Annotated in this window: 18 protein-coding genes; 10 read left to right on the top strand and 8 right to left on the bottom strand. The window is 72.6% G+C overall.

Annotated elements, in window-relative coordinates; genetic code table 11:
- Positions 1-325 precede the first annotated feature (325 nt).
- The 3 genes from ACIHCM_RS08495 (at position 326) to ACIHCM_RS08485 (ending at position 3,575) form a co-directional block, all read left to right on the top strand.
- Complete coding sequence (locus tag ACIHCM_RS08495) at positions 326-1,468, top strand: glycoside hydrolase family 19 protein (protein ID WP_399891156.1); 1,143 nt, start codon at positions 326-328, stop codon at positions 1,466-1,468.
- Between the two features lie 166 nt (positions 1,469-1,634).
- Entirely contained in the window at positions 1,635-3,059 is a 1,425-nt protein-coding gene (locus ACIHCM_RS08490; RefSeq protein WP_399891153.1) for an amidase, read from the top strand.
- A 69-nt stretch (positions 3,060-3,128) separates the two neighbouring features.
- Positions 3,129-3,575, top strand: a complete 447-nt coding sequence (locus ACIHCM_RS08485) for a type II toxin-antitoxin system PemK/MazF family toxin (RefSeq protein ID WP_399891150.1) — start codon at positions 3,129-3,131, stop codon at positions 3,573-3,575.
- Here ACIHCM_RS08485 and ACIHCM_RS08480 read toward each other — a convergent pair.
- Positions 3,560-4,381 (bottom strand): TIGR02452 family protein, encoded by an 822-nt coding sequence (locus tag ACIHCM_RS08480; RefSeq protein WP_399891147.1) that lies wholly within the window; start codon positions 4,379-4,381, stop codon positions 3,560-3,562. The two genes, ACIHCM_RS08485 and ACIHCM_RS08480, sit on opposite strands and share 16 nt — an antisense overlap.
- A 256-nt stretch (positions 4,382-4,637) precedes the next feature.
- Here ACIHCM_RS08480 and egtA point away from each other — a divergent pair, with 256 nt between their 5' ends.
- The 4 genes from egtA to egtD are packed head-to-tail and all read left to right on the top strand — an operon-like array spanning position 4,638 to position 9,029.
- Positions 4,638-5,939: an ergothioneine biosynthesis glutamate--cysteine ligase EgtA gene (gene egtA, locus ACIHCM_RS08475; RefSeq protein WP_399891144.1), complete on the top strand. Its 1,302-nt coding sequence runs from the start codon at positions 4,638-4,640 to the stop codon at positions 5,937-5,939.
- Complete coding sequence (egtB, locus tag ACIHCM_RS08470) at positions 5,936-7,276, top strand: ergothioneine biosynthesis protein EgtB (RefSeq protein WP_399891141.1); 1,341 nt, start codon at positions 5,936-5,938, stop codon at positions 7,274-7,276. Before egtA ends, egtB begins: the two co-directional genes overlap by 4 nt.
- On the top strand, positions 7,276-8,067 hold the full coding sequence (gene egtC / locus ACIHCM_RS08465) for an ergothioneine biosynthesis protein EgtC (RefSeq protein WP_399891138.1): 792 nt from the start codon (positions 7,276-7,278) through the stop codon (positions 8,065-8,067). Before egtB ends, egtC begins: the two co-directional genes overlap by 1 nt.
- The gene (gene egtD / locus ACIHCM_RS08460) at positions 8,064-9,029 is read left to right on the top strand and encodes an L-histidine N(alpha)-methyltransferase (protein WP_399891135.1); all 966 of its coding nucleotides are present in this window, start codon (positions 8,064-8,066) and stop codon (positions 9,027-9,029) included. Before egtC ends, egtD begins: the two co-directional genes overlap by 4 nt.
- On the opposite strand, the gene ACIHCM_RS08455 is transcribed toward egtD, so the two are convergent.
- Positions 9,030-10,289: an extracellular solute-binding protein gene (locus ACIHCM_RS08455; protein ID WP_399891132.1), complete on the bottom strand. Its 1,260-nt coding sequence runs from the start codon at positions 10,287-10,289 to the stop codon at positions 9,030-9,032.
- 220 nt (positions 10,290-10,509) lie between these two features.
- Here ACIHCM_RS08455 and ACIHCM_RS08450 point away from each other — a divergent pair, with 220 nt between their 5' ends.
- Complete coding sequence (locus ACIHCM_RS08450; RefSeq protein WP_393108189.1) at positions 10,510-10,725, top strand: dodecin; 216 nt, start codon at positions 10,510-10,512, stop codon at positions 10,723-10,725.
- Between the two features lie 12 nt (positions 10,726-10,737).
- Here the strand turns inward: ACIHCM_RS08450 and ACIHCM_RS08445 are convergent, their stop codons facing one another.
- Positions 10,738-11,229: a hypothetical protein gene (locus ACIHCM_RS08445; RefSeq protein WP_399891129.1), complete on the bottom strand. Its 492-nt coding sequence runs from the start codon at positions 11,227-11,229 to the stop codon at positions 10,738-10,740.
- A 159-nt stretch (positions 11,230-11,388) separates the two neighbouring features.
- On the opposite strand from ACIHCM_RS08445, the gene ACIHCM_RS08440 reads away from it, so the two are divergent.
- Positions 11,389-12,387, top strand: coding sequence for an LLM class flavin-dependent oxidoreductase (locus ACIHCM_RS08440; RefSeq protein WP_399891126.1), 999 nt, complete (start codon positions 11,389-11,391; stop codon positions 12,385-12,387).
- Here the strand turns inward: ACIHCM_RS08440 and ACIHCM_RS08435 are convergent.
- Positions 12,382-14,853 carry an ATP-dependent Clp protease ATP-binding subunit gene (locus tag ACIHCM_RS08435; RefSeq protein WP_399891122.1) on the bottom strand — a complete coding sequence of 824 codons (2,472 nt, stop codon included), beginning with the start codon at positions 14,851-14,853 and terminating at the stop codon, positions 12,382-12,384. The two genes, ACIHCM_RS08440 and ACIHCM_RS08435, sit on opposite strands and share 6 nt — an antisense overlap.
- Positions 14,854-15,016: 163 nt before the next feature.
- On the opposite strand from ACIHCM_RS08435, the gene ACIHCM_RS08430 reads away from it, so the two are divergent.
- Positions 15,017-17,377 carry an ATP-binding cassette domain-containing protein gene (locus ACIHCM_RS08430; RefSeq protein WP_399891119.1) on the top strand — a complete coding sequence of 787 codons (2,361 nt, stop codon included), beginning with the start codon at positions 15,017-15,019 and terminating at the stop codon, positions 17,375-17,377.
- Between the two features lie 33 nt (positions 17,378-17,410).
- On the opposite strand, the gene ACIHCM_RS08425 is transcribed toward ACIHCM_RS08430, so the two are convergent.
- From ACIHCM_RS08425 to ACIHCM_RS08410, 4 genes are all read right to left on the bottom strand, one after another.
- On the bottom strand, positions 17,411-18,220 hold the full coding sequence (locus ACIHCM_RS08425; RefSeq protein ID WP_399891116.1) for a lysophospholipid acyltransferase family protein: 810 nt from the start codon (positions 18,218-18,220) through the stop codon (positions 17,411-17,413).
- Entirely contained in the window at positions 18,220-18,993 is a 774-nt protein-coding gene (locus ACIHCM_RS08420; protein ID WP_399891113.1) for a GNAT family N-acetyltransferase, read from the bottom strand. The genes ACIHCM_RS08425 and ACIHCM_RS08420 overlap by 1 nt, the downstream gene beginning before the upstream one ends.
- A 240-nt stretch (positions 18,994-19,233) precedes the next feature.
- A complete protein-coding gene (locus tag ACIHCM_RS08415) occupies positions 19,234-19,983 on the bottom strand; it encodes a succinate dehydrogenase/fumarate reductase iron-sulfur subunit (RefSeq protein ID WP_399891110.1) in 750 nt (249 codons plus the stop codon).
- Positions 19,980-21,926 carry a fumarate reductase/succinate dehydrogenase flavoprotein subunit gene (locus ACIHCM_RS08410; RefSeq protein WP_399891107.1) on the bottom strand — a complete coding sequence of 649 codons (1,947 nt, stop codon included), beginning with the start codon at positions 21,924-21,926 and terminating at the stop codon, positions 19,980-19,982. The genes ACIHCM_RS08415 and ACIHCM_RS08410 overlap by 4 nt, the downstream gene beginning before the upstream one ends.
- Position 21,927 lies beyond the last annotated feature (1 nt).

Here is a 21,927-nt window from a genome sequence, read left to right as displayed (position 1 = left end):
CGGCCGGCTCCGACCCGAATGAGCGGGGTCGGGGCCGGCCGTTCATGTTGCGACACCCCTTCTCCCCCACCGGCCCGCACCCCTGAGAGCCCCCGTCGGCCCCCGGTGTGCGACCGTCGACTCAACTCCCTTTTCTCATCTCTTACTTCATGCCTTGACCATATTGGTCCATACCTTTAATTTCACTGGGCGATACCTCTGTCGTCCGCGCACTCGATCCGTCCGCAGGCTGAACTGCCCTGCGGGCGCTGCCACCTGACGCACCCTCCGCAGAGCCGTCGGGCGCGCGACGACGCGAACCCCCACCCGAGGAGCGTCGTCCAGCATGCCCATCTCCCACCTCAGACGGCCCGGTACCCGACGGGGCCTCATCGGCCGGTTCACGGCCTTCGCCGCACTCGGCGCGGTCGTCACCGCGCTGTTCACCGCGACCCCCGCCCAGGCCGCCGACGGCACGATCAGCGGGCTCGCCGGCAAGTGTGTCGACGTGGCGGGCGCGAACAGCGCCAACGGCACCGCCGTACAGCTCTACGACTGCAACGGGACCGGCGCCCAGATCTGGTCCAATCCGGGTGACGGCACCCTGCGCGCGCTCGGCAAGTGCCTGGACGTGGTCGAGCGCAGCACCGCCAACGGTGCGGCGGTCCAGCTGTGGGACTGCTCCGGGGGCGCCAACCAGCAGTGGGTCGTCACCGGGGCGCGGGACATCGTCAACCCGGCGGCGGACAAGTGCCTCGACGTCCGGGACAACAACAGCGCCAACGGCACCCGGCTGCAGATCTGGAGCTGCACCGGCGGGGCGAACCAGAAGTGGAACGCGCCCGCGAGCGGGGGGAACGGCAACCCGTCCGGATTCGTGGTCTCCGAGGCCCAGTTCAACCAGATGTTCCCGGGCCGGAACTCCTTCTACACCTACGGCGGACTGACCGCGGCCCTCAGCGCCTACCCCGGCTTCGCCAAGACCGGCAGCGACACCGTACGCAAGCAGGAGGCCGCCGCCTTCCTCGCCAACGTCAACCACGAGACCGGCGGTCTGGTCCACATCGTCGAGCAGAACCAGGCCAACTACCCGCACTACTGCGACTGGGGCCAGTGGTACGGCTGTCCGGCGGGCCAGGCGGCCTACTACGGGCGCGGTCCCATCCAGCTGAGCTGGAACTTCAACTACAAGGCCGCGGGCGACGCGCTCGGTATCGACCTGCTCAACAATCCCTGGCTGGTGCAGAACGACCCCGCCGTGGCCTGGAAGACCGGCCTGTGGTACTGGAACACCCAGTCCGGCCCCGGCACGATGACCCCGCACAACGCCATGGTCGGCGGCGCCGGATTCGGCCAGACGATCCGCAGCATCAACGGCTCACTGGAATGCGACGGCAGGAACCCGGCCCAGGTGCAGAGCCGCGTGGACGCCTACCACCGGTTCACCTCGATCCTCGGGGTCCCGCCGGGCGGCAACCTCTACTGCTGACGGCGATGCACACGGCCGGCCGGCGCCCGCGCACCACCGCGAGGGCGCCGGCCGGCCACGTCCACTCGCGCACAACGGCGGCAACGGCCTTTCCCCGCCACGCCGTTCCCCTGCGGCCCTCCTGACGTTACCGTTCGGTAGACCACACGCTCCGGAGGTGTCCCGCATGACGCTCGTCCCTTCCGCCGGCCTGGCGGAGACCGCCCGTGCGCTCGCCGGTGGCGGGGTGACCTCACGCGCCCTCGTCGAGGCGGCCCTGGCCCGGATCGAGGCGACGCAGGGCACGCTCAACGCCTTCCGGATCGTCCGGGCCGAGGCGGCGCTCGCCGAGGCCGATGCCGCCGACCGCGAACTGGCCGCCGGGACGCGCCGGCCGCTGCTCGGCGTGCCCGTCGCCGTCAAGGACGACATGGACGTGGCCGGCGAACCCACCGCGTTCGGCTGCCCGGGGACGTTCGCCCCGGCCGCCGAGGACTGCGAGGCGGTACGACGGCTGCGCGCGTCCGGCGCGGTGATCGTCGGCAAGACCAACACGTGCGAGCTCGGCCAGTGGCCGTTCACCGAGGGCCCCGCGTTCGGCGCGACCCGCAACCCGTGGAACACCCAGCACACGCCGGGCGGTTCGTCGGGCGGCTCCGCGGCCGCGGTCGCGGCCGGTCTGGTACCGGCCGCGCTCGGTTCCGACGGGGCGGGTTCAGTGCGCATCCCGGCGTCCTGGACGCATCTGATCGGCATCAAGCCGCAGCGCGGGCGCATCTCGACCTGGCCGCGCGGCGAGGCGTTCCACGGCATCACGGTCAACGGCACCCTGGCCCGTACGGTCGGGGACGCGGCCCTGCTGCTGGACTCGGCCCGCGGCAACCACGAACGGGACCCGCACCGCCCGCCCGCGCTCGACGTGTCCGGGGCGGTCGGCCAGGACCCCGGGCGGCTGCGCGTCGCCCTCGCGCTGAAGCCGCCGTTCACCGCGGTGCCGGCCCGGCTGCACCCGGAGATCCGCGCCCGGGTCGTCGAACTCGCCGAGAAGCTGGCCGCCTTGGGCCACACGGTCGAGGAGGCCGACCCGCCCTACGGCCAGATCGGGCTGACCTTCGTGCCGCGCGCCACGGCCGGTGTCGCCGAGTGGGTGCGTGAGGCCCCCGACCCGGCACTGCTCGATCCGCGCACCCGGGACGCGGCGCGGCTCGGCCGGCTGCTCGGCGGGGCGCCGCTGCGCGCCGCCCGGCGTGCGGAGGCGGCGCTGCACCGCCGTATCGGCGCGTTCTTCTCGTCGTACGACGTGGTCCTCGCGCCGACCACGGCCGCTCCCCCGCTCCGGATCGGCGCGATGCTGCGGCTCGGCGGGCTGGCCACCGACCGCGCGATGATCGCCGCCTGCCCCTACGCCTGGCCGTGGAACGTGCTGGGCTGGCCCGGCGTGAACGTCCCGGCCGGCTTCGTCACCGGCGGCCTGCCGGTCGGCGCCCAGTTGCTGGGCCCCGCGCACAGCGAGCCGCTGCTCGTCTCGCTCGCCGCGCAGCTGGAGGCCGACCTGCGCTGGCACGAGCTGCGCCCGCCGGAGCCGGTCACCTCACAGTCCCCCGCGGCCTGATCCAGACGTGAGGCCGGTGTTCGCCGGGCCGTTGGCCAGGGCTTCACGGCCGCCGGTTACCGTGACCCCGTGACCGCCTTCACGGACGAGAACGTCCCCGGCCGCTTCGGCCCCACCGCCACCACCCAGGCCGATCCGCGCGAGGTGGGCCGGGTGCGCACCGAGTACTCGCCCGCGCACGACGGCGACCCCGACCCCGGGGAGATCGTGTGGACTTGGGTGCCCTTCGAGGAGAACGACGGGCGGGGCAAGGACCGCCCGGTGCTGGTGGTGGCGCGGGAGGCGGCGGGCACGTTCCTCGCCGTGCAACTGTCCAGCAAGCGGCACGACCACGACCGTGAGTGGGTGCCGATCGGGAACGGGCCGTGGGACCGGTCGGGGCGGGACTCCTGGGTGGACGTGGACCGGGTGCTGCGGCTGCACGAGGAGGGGATGCGCCGGGAGGCGTGCGCCCTGGACCGTATGCGCTTCAACCTGGTCAGGCACCGGTTGCGCGAGCGCTACGGCTGGAGCTGACCCTCCAGGAACGCGCGTTCGAAAGCACTCCGGGTGACCGCCCCCGGCGTGCGGTCCAGCACACCGAAGACCACGTGCTCGAAGCGGCTCGCGAATCGCCCGCCGTGACCCAGCAGGTCCCGGAAGACGCCCGCGACCTGCGCCGGATCGTTCCGGAACACTCCGCAGCCCCAGGCACCCAGCACCAGCCGCCGGTATCCGTGGTGGGCCGCGACCTCCAGGACACGCCCGGCGCGGGAGGCGAGCGCGCGCGGCACCTCGGCCAGCCGCTCCGGCACCGTCCGGCGCACCACTGCGGCGTTGGGGGCGGCGGCGGTCAGGAAGCCCGCCGCGTACGGCTCGTCCAGCAGGCGGCCGCGGTCGTCACGGAAGACCGGGACGGCCGGTGAGTGGATCACACGATCGGTGTAGAACGGGTCGCGGTGGGCGCGGTGGTGGCCGTAGAACTCCGGGACCTGGCGCAGGCAGGTGTACAGCGCGGAGGCGCGGCACAGGGCCTCCTCCTGGGCCTGGGCGCCGTTCAGATGACCGCCGCCGGGGTTGCGCGCGGAGGCGAAGTTCAGCACCGCCGCCTCGCGGATCCGGCGGGCCGCCTCCAGACTGCTCTCTCCTGTGACCTCGATGAGGGTGTGCACCGGCGGCGCGGACGCGAAGGGCACCGGCCCGGGGCCGTGCATCCGGGTCCCCTCCCGCGCGGCCGCCACCGCCGAGGCGATCGAAACCGTACGTCCGTTCGATGTCTGATACGCGCCAGCGGCAACGATGTCCTCGGTCTCCCGCGCGAGGCCTCGCAGGCGCGCGCTCATGGCGCCACCCCCGTGGGCGCCACGACCGCGCGGCCCGCGATCTCCCCCGTCGTGCTCATGAACGAATCGTGAGCGATGCTGGTCCTGCGGTGCAACAGAGTTTCCCCGGCCCCAGGGCATGGGCATCCGGTCCGGGAAGTCCGGATGTGCACCCTTGTGCGAAGCGACGCGAGGGGCTTGGGTGGGACGAGTGATGCTGGTCCGACTTGCCCTTTGGCGGACCGGCGGCATGGTGGAATCTCAGGAGGATCCCGACATGTCCGACCCAGTCAGCGGCTGTACGGAACCACGTACCGCCGTCACCGAACCCGAGGTGGAGGCCCTGGTACGGGGCATCTGCTTCAAGACCGGACCGCCGCGCACCGTCGGCGTCGAAGTGGAATGGCTCGTCCACGAGCTGCGCGGTCCGCAGCTTCCCGTGACACCCGAACGACTCGAAGCGGCCTACGCCGCACTGCGCACCGTCCCTCTGAGGTCGGCGCTGACCGTCGAACCCGGCGGCCAGCTGGAGCTGAGTTCTCCGCCCGCCACCTCCCTGATGGAGTGCGTGGACACCGTCTCCGCCGACCTGGACGCCGTCCGCGCGGAACTGCGCGAGCACGACCTCGGCCTCCTCGGCATCGGCCACGACCCGTGGCACGCCCCCCGCCGGTTCCTGCGGGAGCCGCGCTACGAGGCGATGGAGACCTGCCTCGACCGCACCGGCCCGGCCGGCCGCGCCATGATGTGCACCTCGGCATCGGTGCAGGTGTGCCTGGACGCCGGGTACGAGGAACCCGGCCCGCTCGGCCACGTCCGGCGCTGGTGGCTGGCGCACCAGCTGGGCGCGGTCCTGCTGGCCGCGTTCGCCAACTCCCCGCTGGCCGGCCACGAACCCACCGGCTGGCTGTCCACCCGGCAGCTGCGCTGGGTGCAGATCGGCGCGGGCCGGGCGGGCGCGCCCGTCCTGGACGCCGATCCGCGGGGCACCTGGGCCCGGCACGTGCTGGACGCCCCGGTGATGTGCGTACGGCAGGACGGCGGCCCCTGGCACGTTCCGCGAGGGCTGACCTTCCGGGACTGGACCAGATCGGGGGCGCCCAGACCACCGACCCGGGACGACCTCGACTACCACATCAGCACCCTGTTCCCGCCGGTCCGGCCGCGCGGCCACCTCGAACTGCGCATGCTGGACGCGCAGCCCGGCGAGGACGGGTGGATCGTGCCGCTCGCGGTGACGACGGCCCTGTTCGACGACCCGGAGGCCGCGGAGACCGCGTACCGCACGGTCAAGCCGCTGGCCGAGCGCGCCGGGGCACTGCCCGCGCCGCACAACCCGCTGTGGCTCGACGCCGCCCGGTACGGGCTCGCCGACCCGGAGATGCACGAGGTGGCCGTCGCCTGCTTCGCGGCGGCGCTGCGGGCGCTGCCCCGCCTCGGCGCGTCCACCGCCGTCACGGACGCCGTCGCGGCGTTCCGGGACCGTTATGTCATCCGGGGCCGCTGCCCCGCCGACGACCTGCTCGACAGGCAGCGCGGCAACGGCCGCCGCCCGCACGGGAAGGACCCGCGCACATGACCGACCCCGCCATCGGCACCGAGACGGACAGCGAGAGCGACAGCGAGGCCTTCCGGGAGCGCGCCCTCGCATCGCTCGTCACCGCGCGGGACCGCACCACGCTGCTCACCAGCTGCGTCGAGGAACCCGACCTGACCGCCCAGCACTCGCCGTTGATGTCCCCGCTGGTGTGGGACCTCGCGCACATCGGCAACCAGGAGGAACTCTGGCTGCTGCGCGCCGTCGCCGGCCAGGAGGCGATACGGCCGGAGATCGACAGCCTGTACGACGCCTTCGAGCACCCGCGCGCGGAACGGCCCACGCTGCCGCTGCTGGCGCCCGGCGAGGCCCGGCGGTACGCGGCCGAGGTGCGCGGACGGGCCCTGGACGTGCTGGCCGGCACCGCGTTCCACGGCACACGGCTCACGGAGGCGGGCTTCGCCTTCGGGATGATCGCCCAGCACGAACAGCAGCACGACGAGACCATGCTGATCACGCATCAGCTCCGCAAGGGCCCGCAGGCGCTGCACGCCCCCGACCCGGAGCCCGTGCCGCTGTTCACAGGCCCGGCCGAAGTCCTCGTGCCCGGCGGCCCGTTCACCATGGGCACCTCCACCGAGCCCTGGGCGCTGGACAACGAACGGCCCGCGCACCGGCGCGAGGTGGCGCCCTACTGGATCGACACCACACCCGTGACGAACGGCGCCTACCAGGCGTTCATCGAGGACGGCGGCTACGACGACCCGCGCTGGTGGACGGCGGAGGGCTGGGCGCACGTGCGCCGCACGGCCATCAAGGCGCCGCTGTTCTGGCACCGGGACGGCGGGCAGTGGCTGCGGCGCCGGTTCGGCGTCACCGAGGTGGTGCCGCCCGACGAGCCGGTGCTCCACGTGTGCTGGTACGAGGCGGACGCGTACGCCCGCTGGGCCGGGCGCCGGCTGCCCACCGAGGCCGAGTGGGAGAAGGCCGCCCGGTTCGACCCGGCGACCGGCCGCTCGACGCGCTACCCGTGGGGCGACGCCGACCCGGGCCCCGAGCACGCCAACCTCGGCCAGCGCCATCTGCGCCCGGCACCCGCGGGCAGCTACCCCGAGGGGGAGTCGCCCCTGGGCGTACGGCAGTTGATCGGTGACGTGTGGGAGTGGACGGCCAGCGATTTCCAGCCGTACCCCGGCTTCAGGGCCTTCCCGTACAAGGAGTACTCGGAGGTGTTCTTCGGATCCGAGCACAAGGTGCTGCGCGGCGGCTCGTTCGCCGTGGACCAGGTGGCCTGCCGGGGCACGTTCCGCAACTGGGACTATCCGATCCGGCGGCAGATCTTCTCCGGCTTCCGCACGGCCCGCTCGGAGGACGTCTGATGTGCCGTCACCTGGCGTACACCGGGCCCGAGGAGGCCCTCGGCAGGCTGCTGGTGGAGCCCCCGTCGGCGCTGTACCGCCAGTCCTGGGCGCCCCGGAGGCAGCGGTACGGAACGGTCAACGCCGACGGCTTCGGGGTGGGCTGGTACGCGCAGGGTGATCCCCTGCCGGCCCGCTACCGGCGGGCCGGGCCCATCTGGGCGGACCTGTCCTTCGCCGATCTGGCCCGGGTCGTCCGCACCCGGACGCTGCTCGCCGCCGTGCGTGACGCGACGCTGGCAGGTGCCGACGCGGAGGCCGCGGCGGCGCCGTTCGCCGCGGGATCCTGGCTTTTCAGCCACAACGGCGCGGTCCTGGGCTGGCCCCACTCACTGGCCGGGGTGGCCCGGAGCCTGTCCTCCGTGGACCTGCTGTCCCTGGAGGCCCGCAACGACTCCGCGCTCGTGTGGGCACTCGTCCTCGCCCGGCTGCGCGCCGGCGACGACCCGGGCCGGGCGCTGGCCGACACGGTCCCCGAGGTCGCGGCGGCGGCCCCGGGCTCCCGGCTGAACCTGCTGCTGACCGACGGCGCGTCCATCGCCGCGACCACCTGGGGCGACACCCTGTGGTATCTCCGCAGGCCCGACGGCGGCACGGTCGTGGCCTCGGAACCCTACGACGACGATCCCCGCTGGCACGAGGTACCCGACCGCACCCTTGTGGTCGCGAGCGGCACCGACGTGCAGCTGACCCCGCTCAAGGAGCCGAGCGACGCCTCGGCGGCCCCACCCTCGAAGGAGCCCCGCACGTGAGTCCGTTCCTTCTCACCCGCACCCTGCCCGAGGACGCCACCGAGGCCGCCCTGCGCGCCGACGTCCTGCGGGGCCTGACGAGTTCGCCCAAGACACTGCCGCCGAAGTGGTTCTACGACGCCCAGGGCAGCGAACTCTTCGAGCGGATCACCGAACTGCCGGAGTACTACCCGACCCGCGCCGAGCGGGAGATCCTCATCGCCCGTGCCACCGAGATCGCCGCGGCGAGCGGCGCCCGCACGCTGGTCGAACTGGGTTCCGGCTCCTCGGAGAAGACCCGGCACCTGCTCGACGCGCTGACCGGACTGCACACCTACGTCCCGGTCGACGTCAGCGAGAGCGCCCTCACCCAAGCCGGCCAGGCGCTCGTCGCGGAGCGGCCCGGACTGGACGTGCACGCGCTGATCGCCGACTTCACGGTGGCGCTCGAACTGCCGGACACACCGGGCCCGCGGCTGGTGGCATTCCTCGGCGGCACGATCGGCAACCTGCTGCCGGACGAGCGCGCCGCGTTCCTCGCCTCGATCCGCTCCCTGCTCTCCCCCGGCGACGCGCTGCTCCTCGGCACCGACCTGGTCAAGGACGAGCGGGTGCTGGTCCGGGCCTACGACGACGCGGCCGGGGTGACGGCGGCGTTCAACAAGAACGTCCTGTCGGTCGTCAACCGTGAACTGGGCGCCGACTTCGACCCCGGCGCCTTCGACCATGTGGCCCTGTGGGACGCCGGGAACGAGTGGATCGAGATGCGGCTGCGCTCACGTGGCGCGCAGACCGTGAAGATCCCCTCGCTCGACCTCGCCGTCGAGTTCGAGGCGGGCGAGGAACTGCGCACGGAGGTGTCGGCGAAGTTCCGCAAGGACCGGGTGCGCGCGGAACTGGCCACCGCGGGAATGGAGTTGTCCCACTGGTGGACGGACGGCGAGGGCGGCCGTTTCGCGCTCTCGCTGAGCACCGCCGGCTGATCAGCCGAGGGGGACCGCCAGCGCCTCGGTGATCCGCCGTGAGGCGCGGCGGGCCTCCGTCCGCGGGTCCGCCCCGGTGAGCACCCTGGTCATGTACTCCTTGATCGGGTTGTCCGCCTCGACGGCGGCCCACTCGGGCGTACTGGGGGTCGCCCGTCCCCGCGCGGCTCCCGCCGCCATGGCGGCGACCCCCTCCTCACCCGCGACGGCGGCGGCGAGGGTCGTCTTGTTGGGCACGTAGTTCATGGTCCGGGCCAGTTCGGTGTTCCACTTGGCACCGGTGAGCTCCTCGACCACGGCGACGGCGCCGTCGCGCTGGTCGGTTCTCTTCGGTACGACGAGGTCGGAGCCGCCGGTGAAGACCGCCCCGGGCGTGCCGGCGGCCTTGCCGGGCACGGGGAAGAAACCCAGTTCGCCGTCGAGTCCGAGGTTCTGCTGGACGATCGCGGCGGCCTGGCCCGGTACGGCGACGATCTGGGCGATCCTCCCCTTGGCGAACTCCTCGGCCTGCGGCGGGTGTTCCTCGTCGGCGTCGACCGGGCCCTTGCCGAGCGCCTGGAGCCGGCGGTAGAAGTCCATGCCGCGCAGGGCGGCGGGGCTGTCGAGGGTGCCGGTCCAGACACCGCCGCTCTCCTTCGCGAGGTCGCCGCCCTCGTCCCAGATGAAGCCGGAGAGCGTGTACCAGTCCTGTCCGGCGAGGTAGATCCCCTGGTTGCCGCCGGAGTCGAGCTTCTCGGTGGCCGCGAGCCACTCCTCGCGCGTCTTCGGCGGGGCCGCGACGCCGGCCTGCTCGAACAGGTCCTTGCGGTAGATGACGACGCGGTTCGCCGCGTACCAGGGGATGCCGTACTGCGTGGACCGCTGCCGGCCCGGCTCGGCGAGGCCGGGGAGCCAGTCGCGCATGCCCCAGTCCCGCAGCGACTCCAGCGTCAGGTCGAGCAGGCCGCCGCCGTCGACGTACTGCGGGACCTGGGTGTTGCCGACCTCGATCACGTCGGGCCCGCCGGGGGTCTCGGCCTCCAGCGCGGCCTGCACCTTCTCGCCGATCCCGGTCCACTCCTGGATGCGGATGTCGAGGTCGAGGTCGTCGTGCGCGCGCTCGAACTCCTCGGTGAAGCGCTCCAGGAACTGCGCCGAGGCGCTGCCCTTCATCAGCCATACGGTGACCGTGCGCCGTTCGGCCCCACTCGACGGCACGAGTGCGCACCCGCCGAGGAGCGAGGCCAAGACGCAGGCGAGGGTAAGGAGACGAAGCTTCACGGCGGTCCTGTTCTGTCTGGCGGACAGGGGTGGAGGGCCCGGCGTGGGGGGAACGAGCGTGGACTCGTACGGGTGTCTGGATTTTGGTATGGACCAATGCGGAGGTCAAGCGGTTCCGGAAAGGCGGCCGACGCCTCGCGCTCCGCCGCCCCTTGGGGCACGGTGGAGTCACGCGGGACACAACTGACGCCGTCGTCACCGCGCGGAGAGGAGTATCCGCATGTCGAATCACACCTACCGGGTCACGGACATCGTCGGCACCTCGCCCGAGGGCATGGAGCAGGCCGTCCGCAACGGCATCAGCCGCGCCTCGCAGACCCTGCGCAATCTGGACTGGTTCGAGGTGACGGAAGTGCGGGGGCAGCTCGAAGGCGGGCAGATCGCGCACTGGCAGGTGAGCATGAAGGTCGGCTTCCGCCTGGAGGACGCCGACTGAGACCTGGGCCCCTCAGGTCCGCCCCTCGCGCTCCTGCGCCACCTTGAGCTCGGCGGAAGGGGTCGCCCAGCGCGCCCGCACCACGGTGAACCCGGCCCGCTCCGCGTCCTCGCACACGAGTTCGTCATCGTCCACGAGCATCCGGATCTGCCGGGTCCGGGCGATTCTGCGCAGCGTCTCCAGCTTGGTGTGCCGGGCGGGCCTGCGGTCGGCGTCGCGCCGCATGTGGACCCGCCCCTCGGGCAGTTGCTGGGCGGCGAGCCAGTCGAGCGTGTCCTGCCGGCACCGCTCGGGCCGCCCGGTGAGGTACACGACCTCGCACTCCTCGGCACTGGACAGCACCAGCGCGACGCCTTCGGCGAGCGGCGGATCCGCCGGCGCGGCGGCGAAGAACCCGTCCCAGTCCCGCGGCCTGCGCTCCAGGAAGTGCTGGCGGTGGGCCGTGTCGGCGAGGGTGTTGTCGAGGTCGAACACGGCCACCGGCCGTTCGTCACGAGCTGTCACAGCACCACCCTAGACAGCCCCCGCCCGGTCCTCCCACGGTGACCCCCGCGTCGCGGAGCGGGGTCCCGGTCGGTGCCGGGCGGGAACCTCGGGAGCCTCCGGCGTGGATCGCGGCCGGTACATCGGGAATGCCGGGCCCCGGCGGGTGTTGACGGTTGTGTGAACTCCGTGATCGGCTCCGTCCGCTTCTCCGTGCTCGACCGTTCCCGTACCCGCGAGGGGCATACGGCGGCGGAGGCGTTGCGGGACACCGTGGAGCTGGCGCGGCAGGTGGAGGCGTTGGGGTACCACCGCTTCTGGGTGTCCGAGCACCACGGCGTGCCCGGCGTCGCCGGTTCCGCGCCGACCGTGCTGGCGGCCGCCGTGGCCGGTGCGACCCGGGCGATCCGGGTGGGCACCGGCGGGGTGATGCTGCCCAATCACCAGCCCCTGGTCGTCGCGGAGCAGTTCGGTGTGCTGGAGTCGCTCTTCCCGGGCCGGATCGACATGGGGCTCGGCAGGTCGGTGGGGTTCACCGACGGCGTGCGCAAGGCGCTGGGCCGGGACAAGGACGACGCCGAGGACTTCGCCGGCCGGCTCCAGGAACTGCTCGGCTGGTTCCGCGGCACCTCCCCGACGCGGGTCCACGCCCGCCCGGCGGAGGGTCTGCGCGTGCCGCCCTTCGTGCTGGCGATGGGTGAGGGCGCCGCGATCGCGGCAGCCGCGGGCCTGCCGATGGTCATCGGCGACCTGCGCGACCGGGAGAAGATGCGGCGCGGCATCGACCACTACCGCACGCGCTTCCACCCGTCGCAGTGGGCGCGGGAACCGTACGTCGTCATCTCCGGCACCGTCGCCGTGGCCGCGACCCCCGAGGACGCCCGGCGGCTGCTGATCCCGGAGGCCTGGTCGATGGCGTACTCGCGCACGCACGGCACCTTCCCCCCGCTGCCGCCCGCCGAGCGCGTCGGGTCGCTGCGCATGACGGACAAGGAACGCCGCTTCTACGAGGCCGCTCTGGCCGGCCATCTCGCCGGCACCGAGGAGCAGGTCGCGCACGAGCTGGCGAGCGTGCTGAAGGAGACGGGCGCCGACGAGGTGCTCGTCACGACCAGCACCTACGACCGCGAGGCTCTCCTGGACTCCTACCGGCGGCTGGCAGCGGTCGTCCGCTCATAGCTCGGCCGGCTGTTCCGCCCTTACCTCCACCGCACCGTCGACGGCGTCCACCCGGGCCCGGTCGCCCGGCTTCAGCTCGCCGGACAGCAGCAGGTCGGCGAGGCGGTCGTCGACCTCGCGCTGGATGGTGCGGCGCAGCGGGCGGGCCCCGAATGCGGGCTGATGACCGATGTCGGCCAGCAGGTCCTCGGCGGCTTCGGTGACCTCGAAGGTGACGTTCTGGGCGTGCAGGCGGCGCCGGGTGTGCTCCAGCAGGAGCTCCACGATCCGGCGCAGCTGGGCGCGGTCCAGGCCCCGGAAGACGATGATCTCGTCGATGCGATTGAGGAACTCGGGACGGAAGTGCTGGTTCAGCACCTCCATCACGGACTCACGCACCGAGGCGTAGTCCTCGACGCCGGCGGCGAGGATCCGGTCGGCGCCGATGTTCGACGTCATGATGACGACCGTGTTCTTGAAGTCGACCGTGCGGCCCTGGGCGTCGGTCAGCCGCCCGTCGTCCAGCAGCTGCAACAGCGTGTTGAACACGTCCGGGTGCGCCTTCTCCACCTCGTCCAGCAGCAGCACGGCGTACGGCTGCCTGCGCACCGCCTCGGTGAGCTGGCCGGCCTCCTCGTGGCCGACGTATCCGGGAGGCGCGCCGACCAGCCGGGAGACGGTGTGCCGCTCCTGGAACTCGCTCATGTCGAGGCGGATCATCCGGTTCTCGTCGCCGAACAGCGCGGCGGCGAGAGCGCGGGCCAGTTCGGTCTTGCCGACGCCGGTCGGGCCGAGGAAGAGGAAGCTGCCGACGGGGCGGTTCGGGTCGCTCATGCCGGCCCGGGCGCGCCGTACGGCACGCGCCACCGCGGTGATCGCCTCGTCCTGGCCGACGACCCGCTCGTGGAGGTGCTCCTCCAGCTTCATCAGCCGCTCCCGCTCCTCCTCGGTGAGTTCGGCGACGGGGATGCCGGTGGTGCGGGAGACGACCTCGGCGATGTCCTCGGCGGTCACCTTGGGCGTCTGCGCCTCGCCCTTGCCCGCCTCGGCGAGGCGCTCCTCGGCCTCCTTGATCCGGTCGCGCAGGTCCTTGGCGCGCTCGTACTCCTCGTCGGCGACGGCCTGGTCCTTCTCCCGGTTCAGCGCAGCGACCTGTTCCTCGGCCTCGCGGCGCTCCGAGAGCGGGGTCCGGGCGCGCAGCCGGACCCGGGCGGCGGCCTGGTCCATCAGGTCGATCGCCTTGTCGGGCAGGAAGCGGGAGGTGATGTACCGGTCGGACAGCTCCGCCGCCGCGACGACCGCCTCGTCCGTGATGCGCACCTGGTGATGGGCCTCGTAGCGGTCGCGCAGCCCGCGCAGGATCTCCACGGTGTCGTCGACCGACGGCTCGCCGACCAGGATCGGGGCGAAGCGGCGCTCCAGGGCGGCGTCCTTCTCGATGTGCTTGCGGTACTCGTCGACGGTGGTGGCGCCGATGAGGTGCAGTTCGCCCCGGGCCAGCGCGGGCTTGAGCATGTTGCCCGCGTCCAGGGCGCCCTCACCGCCTCCGCCGGCGCCGACGACGGTGTGCATCTCGTCGAGGAAGAGCACCAGTTCGTCGCCGTGCTCGCGGACCTCGTCGAGCAGCTTCTTCAGCCGCTCCTCGAACTCGCCGCGGTACTTGGTGCCGGCCACCATCCCGGCCAGGTCCAGCGAGACCAGCCGCTTGCCCGCCAGTGTCTTCGGCACGTCGTCGGCGGCGATGCGCTGGGCGATGCCCTCGACGACGGCGGTCTTGCCGACGCCGGGGTCGCCGATGAGGACGGGGTTGTTCTTGCTGCGCCGGGAGAGCACCTCGATGGTCTGCTCGACCTCGTCGTCCCGTCCGATGACGGGGTCGAGCCGGCCGGCGCGGGCGTCCTCGGTGAGGTCACGGCCGTACTCGTCGATGGTGGGAGTGCTGCTGGGTCCCTTGCGCTCGCTCTTGCCCTCGCTGGGCATTCTGGCGCCCTCCCAGCCGCCGGCGGCGAGCGCCTCGCCCGCCGTCGACTCCGGGTTGGCGGCGAGGGCGCGCAGCAGGTGCTCGGGGCCGATGTACGAGGAGCCCTCGGCGCGGGATATCCGGTAGGCGTCGAGCAGTGCCCGCTTGGCGGCGGGGGTGAGCGTGGCGGGCTCGGACTTCTCGCCCACGCCGGTCGCGCCGCCGAGGCGCTCGCGCAGCCGGTCGGGATCGGCGCCGGCCTCGGTGAGCAGGCGCCGGGTGGAGTCGTGCTCGGTGGCCGCGGCGAGCAGGTGCCTGGCGTCGAGCTCCTCACTGCCCTCCCCGGCCGCCAGTTCGCGGGCCTGGGCGACCAGCTCACGGGCCCGTTCCGACAGCAGGCTGCCGATGTCGACGCGCTGCACCCGCCGGGCGGACGAGGCCGGTGCCGTGTCGCCGAAGAACCGGGCCATCAGTTCGTCGAACTCTTCGAAGGGGCTGCGTCCGAAACCGAAACCGGGACTTGTCATGGTCACGGACCTTCCGTGTGTACGGCGACAGGCATCAGGTTCCCAAGCTCGCACAAAGCCATGACCCCCGCACCCGCGCCGGTCACCGGGTGTCACCGGGGCGCCTCCCGTAGAATCGCGGGGTTTGTCCCCCTGCCGTCATCCGAGGCCGGAGTGCGTTCCCATGCCCGACTCCCACGATCCCTACGTCCGGGTGCGCGGCGCCCGTGAGCACAACCTCAAGGGCGTCGACGTCGACGTCCCGCGCGACGTGGTGGCCGTGTTCACCGGGGTGTCCGGCTCGGGGAAGTCCTCGCTGGCGTTCGGCACGATCTACGCGGAGGCCCAGCGGCGCTACTTCGAGTCGGTCACGCCGTACGCCCGCCGGCTGATCCACCAGGTCGGCGCGCCGAAGGTCGCCGAGATCACCGGCCTGCCTCCCGCGATCTCCCTGGAACAGCGCCGCTCGGCCCCGACGTCCCGCTCGTCGGTCGGCACGGTCACCAACCTCTCGAACTCGCTGCGGATGCTCTTCTCCCGGGCCGGCGACTACCCGCCGGGCGCCGAGCGGCTCGACTCGGACGCCTTCTCGCCCAACACGGCGGCCGGTGCGTGCCCGCGGTGCCACGGGCTCGGCCGGGTGCACCGTACGACGGAGGACTTGCTGGTCCCCGACCCGTCGCTGTCGATCCGCGAGGGCGCGATCGCCGCGTGGCCCGGTGCCTGGCAGGGCAAGAACCTGCGCGACATCCTCGACGCCCTGGGGTACGACCTGGACCGGCCGTGGCGCGAACTGCCCGCAGGGGCACGGCAGTGGATCCTGTTCACGGACGAGCAGCCGGTGGTCACCGTCCATCCGGTGCGCGACGCGGACCGTATCCAGCGCCCGTACCAGGGAACGTACATGAGCGCCCGGCGCTACGTCATGAAGACGTTCTCCGACTCCAGGAGCCCGGCGCTGCGGGCCAGGGCGGAGCGGTTCCTGACCGGCGCAGCCTGCCCGGACTGCGGCGGCAGCCGGCTGCGGCCCGAGGCGCTGGCGGTGACCTTCGGGGGCCGTACGATCGCGGAGCTGGCCGCGCTGCCCCTGTCCCGCCTGGCCGACTCCCTCGTCGCCACCGGCGAGACGGCCCGGGTCCTCACCGACGACCTCAGGTCCCGTATCGCCCCGGTCGCCGAACTCGGCCTCGGCTACCTCAGCCTCGACCGCGCCACCCCCACCCTCTCGCCGGGCGAGCTGCAACGACTGCGCCTCGCCACCCAGTTGCGCTCCGGCCTGTTCGGCGTGGTGTACGTCCTGGACGAGCCGTCGGCGGGGCTGCACCCGGCGGACACGGAGGCCCTGCTGACGGTGCTGGCGCGGCTGAAGTCGGCCGGGAACTCGGTCTTCGTGGTGGAGCACCACCTCGATGTCGTACGGGACGCCGACTGGATCGTGGACGTCGGCCCGCGCGCCGGGGAGCACGGCGGGCGGGTGCTGTACAGCGGGCCGGTCGCCGGTCTCGCGGAGGTGGCGGACTCGGCGACGGCCCGCCACCTCTTCGACGACTCGCCTCCGCCGCCGCGTGACGTGCGCACGCCCCGGGACTGGCTGACCATCGGCCCGGTCACCCGGCACAACCTGTGCGAGGTGACGGCCACGTTCCCGCTCGGGGTGCTCACGGCGGTGACCGGCGTGTCGGGGTCGGGCAAGTCCACGATCGTCGGTGAGATCACGGACGAGCCGGCGGGTGTGGGCCGCCTGGTCCGCGTCGACCAGCGGCCGATCGGCCGCACCCCGCGTTCCAACCTGGCGACGTACACGGGCCTGTTCGACGTCGTCCGCAAGGCCTTCGCCACCACGGACGCGGCACGTGAACGCCGGTACGGGGCCGGGCGGTTCTCCTTCAACGTGGCGGGAGGACGCTGCGAGACCTGCCAGGGCGAGGGCTTCGTCAGCGTCGAGCTGCTGTTCCTGCCCAGCACGTACACTCCGTGCCCCGACTGCGGCGGCGCCCGCTACAACCCCGAGACGCTCCAGGTGACGTACCGGGGACGGAACATCGCGCAGGTGCTGGACCTGACGGTGGAGGACGCGGCGGAGTTCTTCGCGGACAGCCCCGCGGTCTCCCGCAGCCTCGGCACCCTGCTCGACGTGGGCCTCGGCCATCTGCGGCTCGGGCAGCCCGCGACGGAGCTCTCCGGCGGGGAGGCCCAGCGCATCAAGCTGGCCGGCGAACTCCAGCGCGGTCGCCGCGGTCACACCCTCTACGTCCTCGACGAACCGACGACCGGTCTGCACCCCGCCGACGTCGAGGTCCTGATGCGTCAGTTGCACGGCCTCGTGGACGCGGGGCACACCGTGATCGTCGTCGAGCACGACATGTCCGTCGCCGCCTGCGCGGACTGGGTGATCGACATGGGGCCCGGCGGCGGCGAGGCGGGCGGCCGCGTCGTGGCGGCGGGGCCGCCACAGGACGTGGCGGCGGCGCGGGAGAGCCGGACGGCGCCCTACCTGGCCCGCGTGCTGCCGGGCGGACGGCGAGAGGCCTCCGGGCGCCGGTGAGTGCCCGGCTGCCGGAGGCCTCCGTACGCCCGTCTAGGACGCCAGTACCGCGTGCGTCCAGCCCGGTTCCGGGGTCGCCGCGGGCTGGGCGGCGCGAGCCAGGGACCGGCGGTCGGGGTGGCTTCCCGGCATGATCGGGTCCTCGACATGCACCTCGGCGATCAGGCCGCGAGCCGTCATCACCCGCCACAGGGAGGTGAGCAGGGAGTCCTCGCCCACGAAGGCGGGGGCCGTGCTGGCGTGGCCGTCGGCGAGGCGGTAGTGGATACGGACCGGCTGCACGGGGACCTGGGCGTCCAGCGCCGCCTGGAACACGGCCCGGCGGAACGTGCCCTGGGCGCGGCCGCACCAGGTGCTGCCCTCGGGGAAGACGCCGACCGCGGCGCCCGACCGCAGCAGCTCGGCGATGTGCGCGACCGTGCCCGGAAGGGCTCGCAGGCGGTCGCGCTCGATGAACACGACGCCGGCGCCCGCGGCCAGCGGGCCGGCCACCGGCCACTGCCGTATCTCGGTCTTGGCGATCATCCGGGCCGGGCGGACCGAGGCGAGCAGCGGGATGTCCAGCCAGGAGATGTGGTTGGCGACCAGCAGCACGCCCCCGGTGGGAGCGGCGGAGCCGGTGATACGGACCCGGACCCCCGCGGCCCAGGCGATGGTCCGGGCCCACCGGCGCACCCACGGCGCGGGAATGCGCCGGCCGAGCGGCAGCAGCACGATCCCGCCGAGCAGCAGCACCAGCACCGCGATGAACCGCAGCACGCCCCACAGCGCGACCGCGCCCCGCCCCGCGGGCTCCACGCACGCCCTGGGGGTACAGGGCGCGCTGGGCAGCCAGACGCTCATCAGGCCGGGACGAGCGAGAGGAAGTGCTTCAGATAGCGCGGGTTGACGCGGCGCATCGAAAGCAGCACGTACAGGTCGGCGACGCCGAAGTCGGCGTCGTGCGCGGGCTCGCCGCACACCCAGGCGCCGAGGCGCACATAGCCGCGCAGCAACGGCGGGAGTTCGGTGCGCCCGGCGGGGCGGGCGACGCCCTCCGCGGACCACGGCAGCAGCGGCCGTACCCGGTACTCCTCGGGGGCGAGGTTCTTGGCCTGGACCCGGTCCCAGGCGGCGGCGGCGACGGCACCGCCGTCGGCCAGCGGGATGGAGCAGCAGCCGGCCAGCCACTCGTGGCCGCGGTCGACCATGTAGCGCGCTATGCCCGCCCAGATCAGGCCGATGACGGTGCCGTCCCGGTGGTCCGGGTGCACGCAGGAGCGGCCGACCTCGACGAGGCCGGGGCGGATCGGGTCGAGGCGGGTCAGGTCGAACTCGCCCTCGGAGTAGAGCCGGCCGGCCACCGAGGCGCGCTCGGGTGGCAGCAGGCGGTAGGTGCCGACGACCTCGCCGGTGAGCGTGTCACGGACCAGCAGGTGGTCGCAGTACGCGTCGAAGGGGTCGATGTCGAGCCCCGGCTGCGGGGTGGTGAGCATCGCGCCCATCTCGCCGGCGAAGACGTCGTGCCGCAGCTTCTGCGCCGCGCGCACGTCGTCCTCGTCGCGGGCGAGGGTGACGGTGTAGCGGGTGGGTGCCGCTGGCTGCGGGGGACGGTCGAGGGTGGAAACGCCGGTCATGGCACACTCCTGGTCACGGGCCGGTTCGACGACGGCTGCGGGCGGGCCGGGTCGTTCGGCCTGCCGCCACAGTTCTTCCGATGCCGGTTGGCGTGCGCGTTACCTGTGTCCGGAGCGGGGATGTGCGGATGTTGAATGCCAGGGGTGGGCCGGAAAGCGAGACGGGACCGGGGATGAGCACCACTCCCGGTCCCGCCCGTCCGCACCCAGCCGGCGAACGTCTTCCCTACCTGCGCGGCATCATTTCCTGGCTGCCTTGCGGGTGGCGCGCAGCCATTCCTTGTTCATGCCGGTGATGGACATCAGCGGGATGCCCTTGGGGCAGGCGGTGGCGCACTCGCCGGTGAGGGTGCACCCGCCGAAGCCCTCCTCGTCCATCTGCGCCACCATGTTCAGCACGCGCGTCTCACGCTCCGGCGCGCCCTGCGGCAGCACGTTCAGGTGATTGACCTTGGCGGAGGTGAACAGCATCGCCGCGCCGTTCGGGCAGGCGGCCACGCAGGCGCCGCAGCCGATGCACTCGGCGTGCTCGAAGGCGAAGTCGGCGTCCGGCTTCGGCACGGGCGTGGCGTGCGCCTCGGGCGCGGAGCCGGTCGGGGCGGTGACGTAGCCGCCGGCCTGGATGATCCGGTCGAACGCGGACCGGTCCACGACCAGGTCCTTGATCACCGGGAAGGCGGCCGCCCGCCACGGTTCGATGTCGATCGTGTCGCCGTCCCGGAAGGACCGCATGTGCAGCTGGCAGGTGGTGGTGCGCTCGGGCCCGTGCGCGTCGCCGTTGATGACCAGCGAGCAGGCGCCGCAGATGCCCTCGCGGCAGTCGTGGTCGAAGGCGACCGGGTCCTCGCCCTTGAGGATGAGGTCCTCGTTGAGCGTGTCGAGCATCTCCAGGAAGGACATGTCGGGCGAGACGCCGTCGACCTCGTACGTGGACATGGTGCCGTCGGCGTCGGCGTTCTGCTGGCGCCAGACGCGCAGGGTGAGCTTCATGCGTAGCTCCGCTGGGTGGGGTGGACGTACTCGAAGACGAGGTCTTCCTTGTGCAGGACGGGCGACTCACCGGTGCCGGTGAACTCCCAGGCGGCCGCGTAGGAGAACTCGTCGTCCCGGCGGGCGGCCTCGCCGTCCGGGGTCTGCGACTCCTCGCGGAAGTGGCCGCCGCAGGACTCCGAGCGGTGCAGCGCGTCGAGACACATCAGCTCGGCGAGCTCCAGGTAGTCGACGATCCGGTTGGCCTTCTCCAGCGACTGGTTGAACTCCTCGCCGGTGCCCGGCACCTTGATCCGCCGCCAGAACTCCTCACGGATCTGCGGGATCCGCTCCAGGGCCTTGCGCAGCCCGGTCTCGGTGCGGGCCATGCCGCAGAACTCCCACATCAGCTCACCGACCTCGCGGTGGAAGGAGTCGGGCGTGCGGTCGCCGTCGACGGCGAGGAGCACGTTGATCCGGTCCTCGGTCTCGGCCAGCACCTCCCGGACGGCCGGGTGCTCGTCGGTGACCACGTCCTGGTGCGGGTTGCGGGCGAGGTAGTCGTTGATGGTCGCCGGCAGCACGAAGTAGCCGTCGGCCAGGCCCTGCATCAGCGCCGAGGCGCCGAGCCGGTTCGCGCCGTGGTCGGAGAAGTTCGCCTCGCCGATCGCGAACAGGCCGGGGATGGTCGTCTGGAGGTCGTAGTCGACCCACAGGCCACCCATCGTGTAGTGCACGGCGGGATAGATCCGCATCGGCACCTCGTACGGATCCTCGTCGGTGATCCGCTGGTACATGTCGAAGAGGTTGCCGTACTTGGCCTCGACGGCCTTGCGGCCCATCCGCTTGATCGCGTCCGCGAAGTCCAGGTAGACGCCCTGGCCCCCGGGACCGACGCCACGGCCCTCGTCGCACACGTTCTTCGCGGCGCGGGAGGCGATGTCGCGGGGGACGAGGTTGCCGAAGGAGGGGTAGATCCGCTCCAGGTAGTAGTCGCGCTCGTCCTCGGGGATCTGGTGCGCCGGCCGCTGGTCGCCCCTGGCCTTCGGCACCCAGATACGGCCGTCGTTGCGCAGCGACTCGCTCATGAGGGTGAGCTTCGACTGGTGGTCGCCGGTACGCGGGATGCAGGTGGGGTGGATCTGGGTGAAACAGGGGTTGGCGAAGTACGCGCCACGCCGGTGTGCCCGCCAGACGGCTGTGGCGTTGGAGTTCATCGCGTTGGTCGACAGGTAGAAGACGTTGCCGTAGCCGCCGCTGGCGAGGACGACCGCGTCCGCGAAGTAGGTGTCGATCTTCCCGGTGATCAGGTCCCGCGCCACGATGCCGCGCGCGCGCCCGTCGACCACGATCAGGTCGAGCATCTCGGTCCGCGGGTGCATCTCCACGTTCCCGGCGGCGATCTGCCGGCTGAGCGCCTGGTAGGCGCCGAGCAGCAGTTGCTGGCCGGTCTGGCCACGGGCGTAGAAGGTCCGCGAGACCTGGACGCCGCCGAAGGAGCGGGTGTCGAGCAGACCACCGTACTCCCGGGCGAACGGCACCCCCTGCGCCACGCACTGGTCGATGATCTCGACGGAGATCTGCGCGAGCCGGTGCACGTTGGACTCGCGGGCCCGGAAGTCGCCGCCCTTGACGGTGTCGTAGAACAGCCGGTGCACGGAGTCGCCGTCGTTGCGGTAGTTCTTCGCCGCGTTGATGCCGCCCTGCGCGGCGATGGAGTGGGCCCGGCGCGGGGAGTCCTGGTAGCAGAACTGGACGACGTGGTAACCCTGTTCGGCCAGCGTGGCGCCCGCCGAGCCGCCGGCGAGACCGGTGCCGACGACGATCACGGTGTGCTTGCGCCGGTTGGCGGGGTTGACCAGCTTGGCCTCGAAGCGGCGCCTGTCCCAGCGCTCGTTGACGGGGCCGGTGGGGGCCTTGCTGTCGACGACCGGCTCCCCGGTCACGTACTCGGCGTAACTCATC

The sequence above is a fragment of the Streptomyces sp. NPDC052023 genome, from assembly GCF_044548465.1.
Classification (GTDB): domain Bacteria; phylum Actinomycetota; class Actinomycetes; order Streptomycetales; family Streptomycetaceae; genus Streptomyces.
This window is presented reverse-complemented; position numbering and strand designations above follow the sequence as displayed.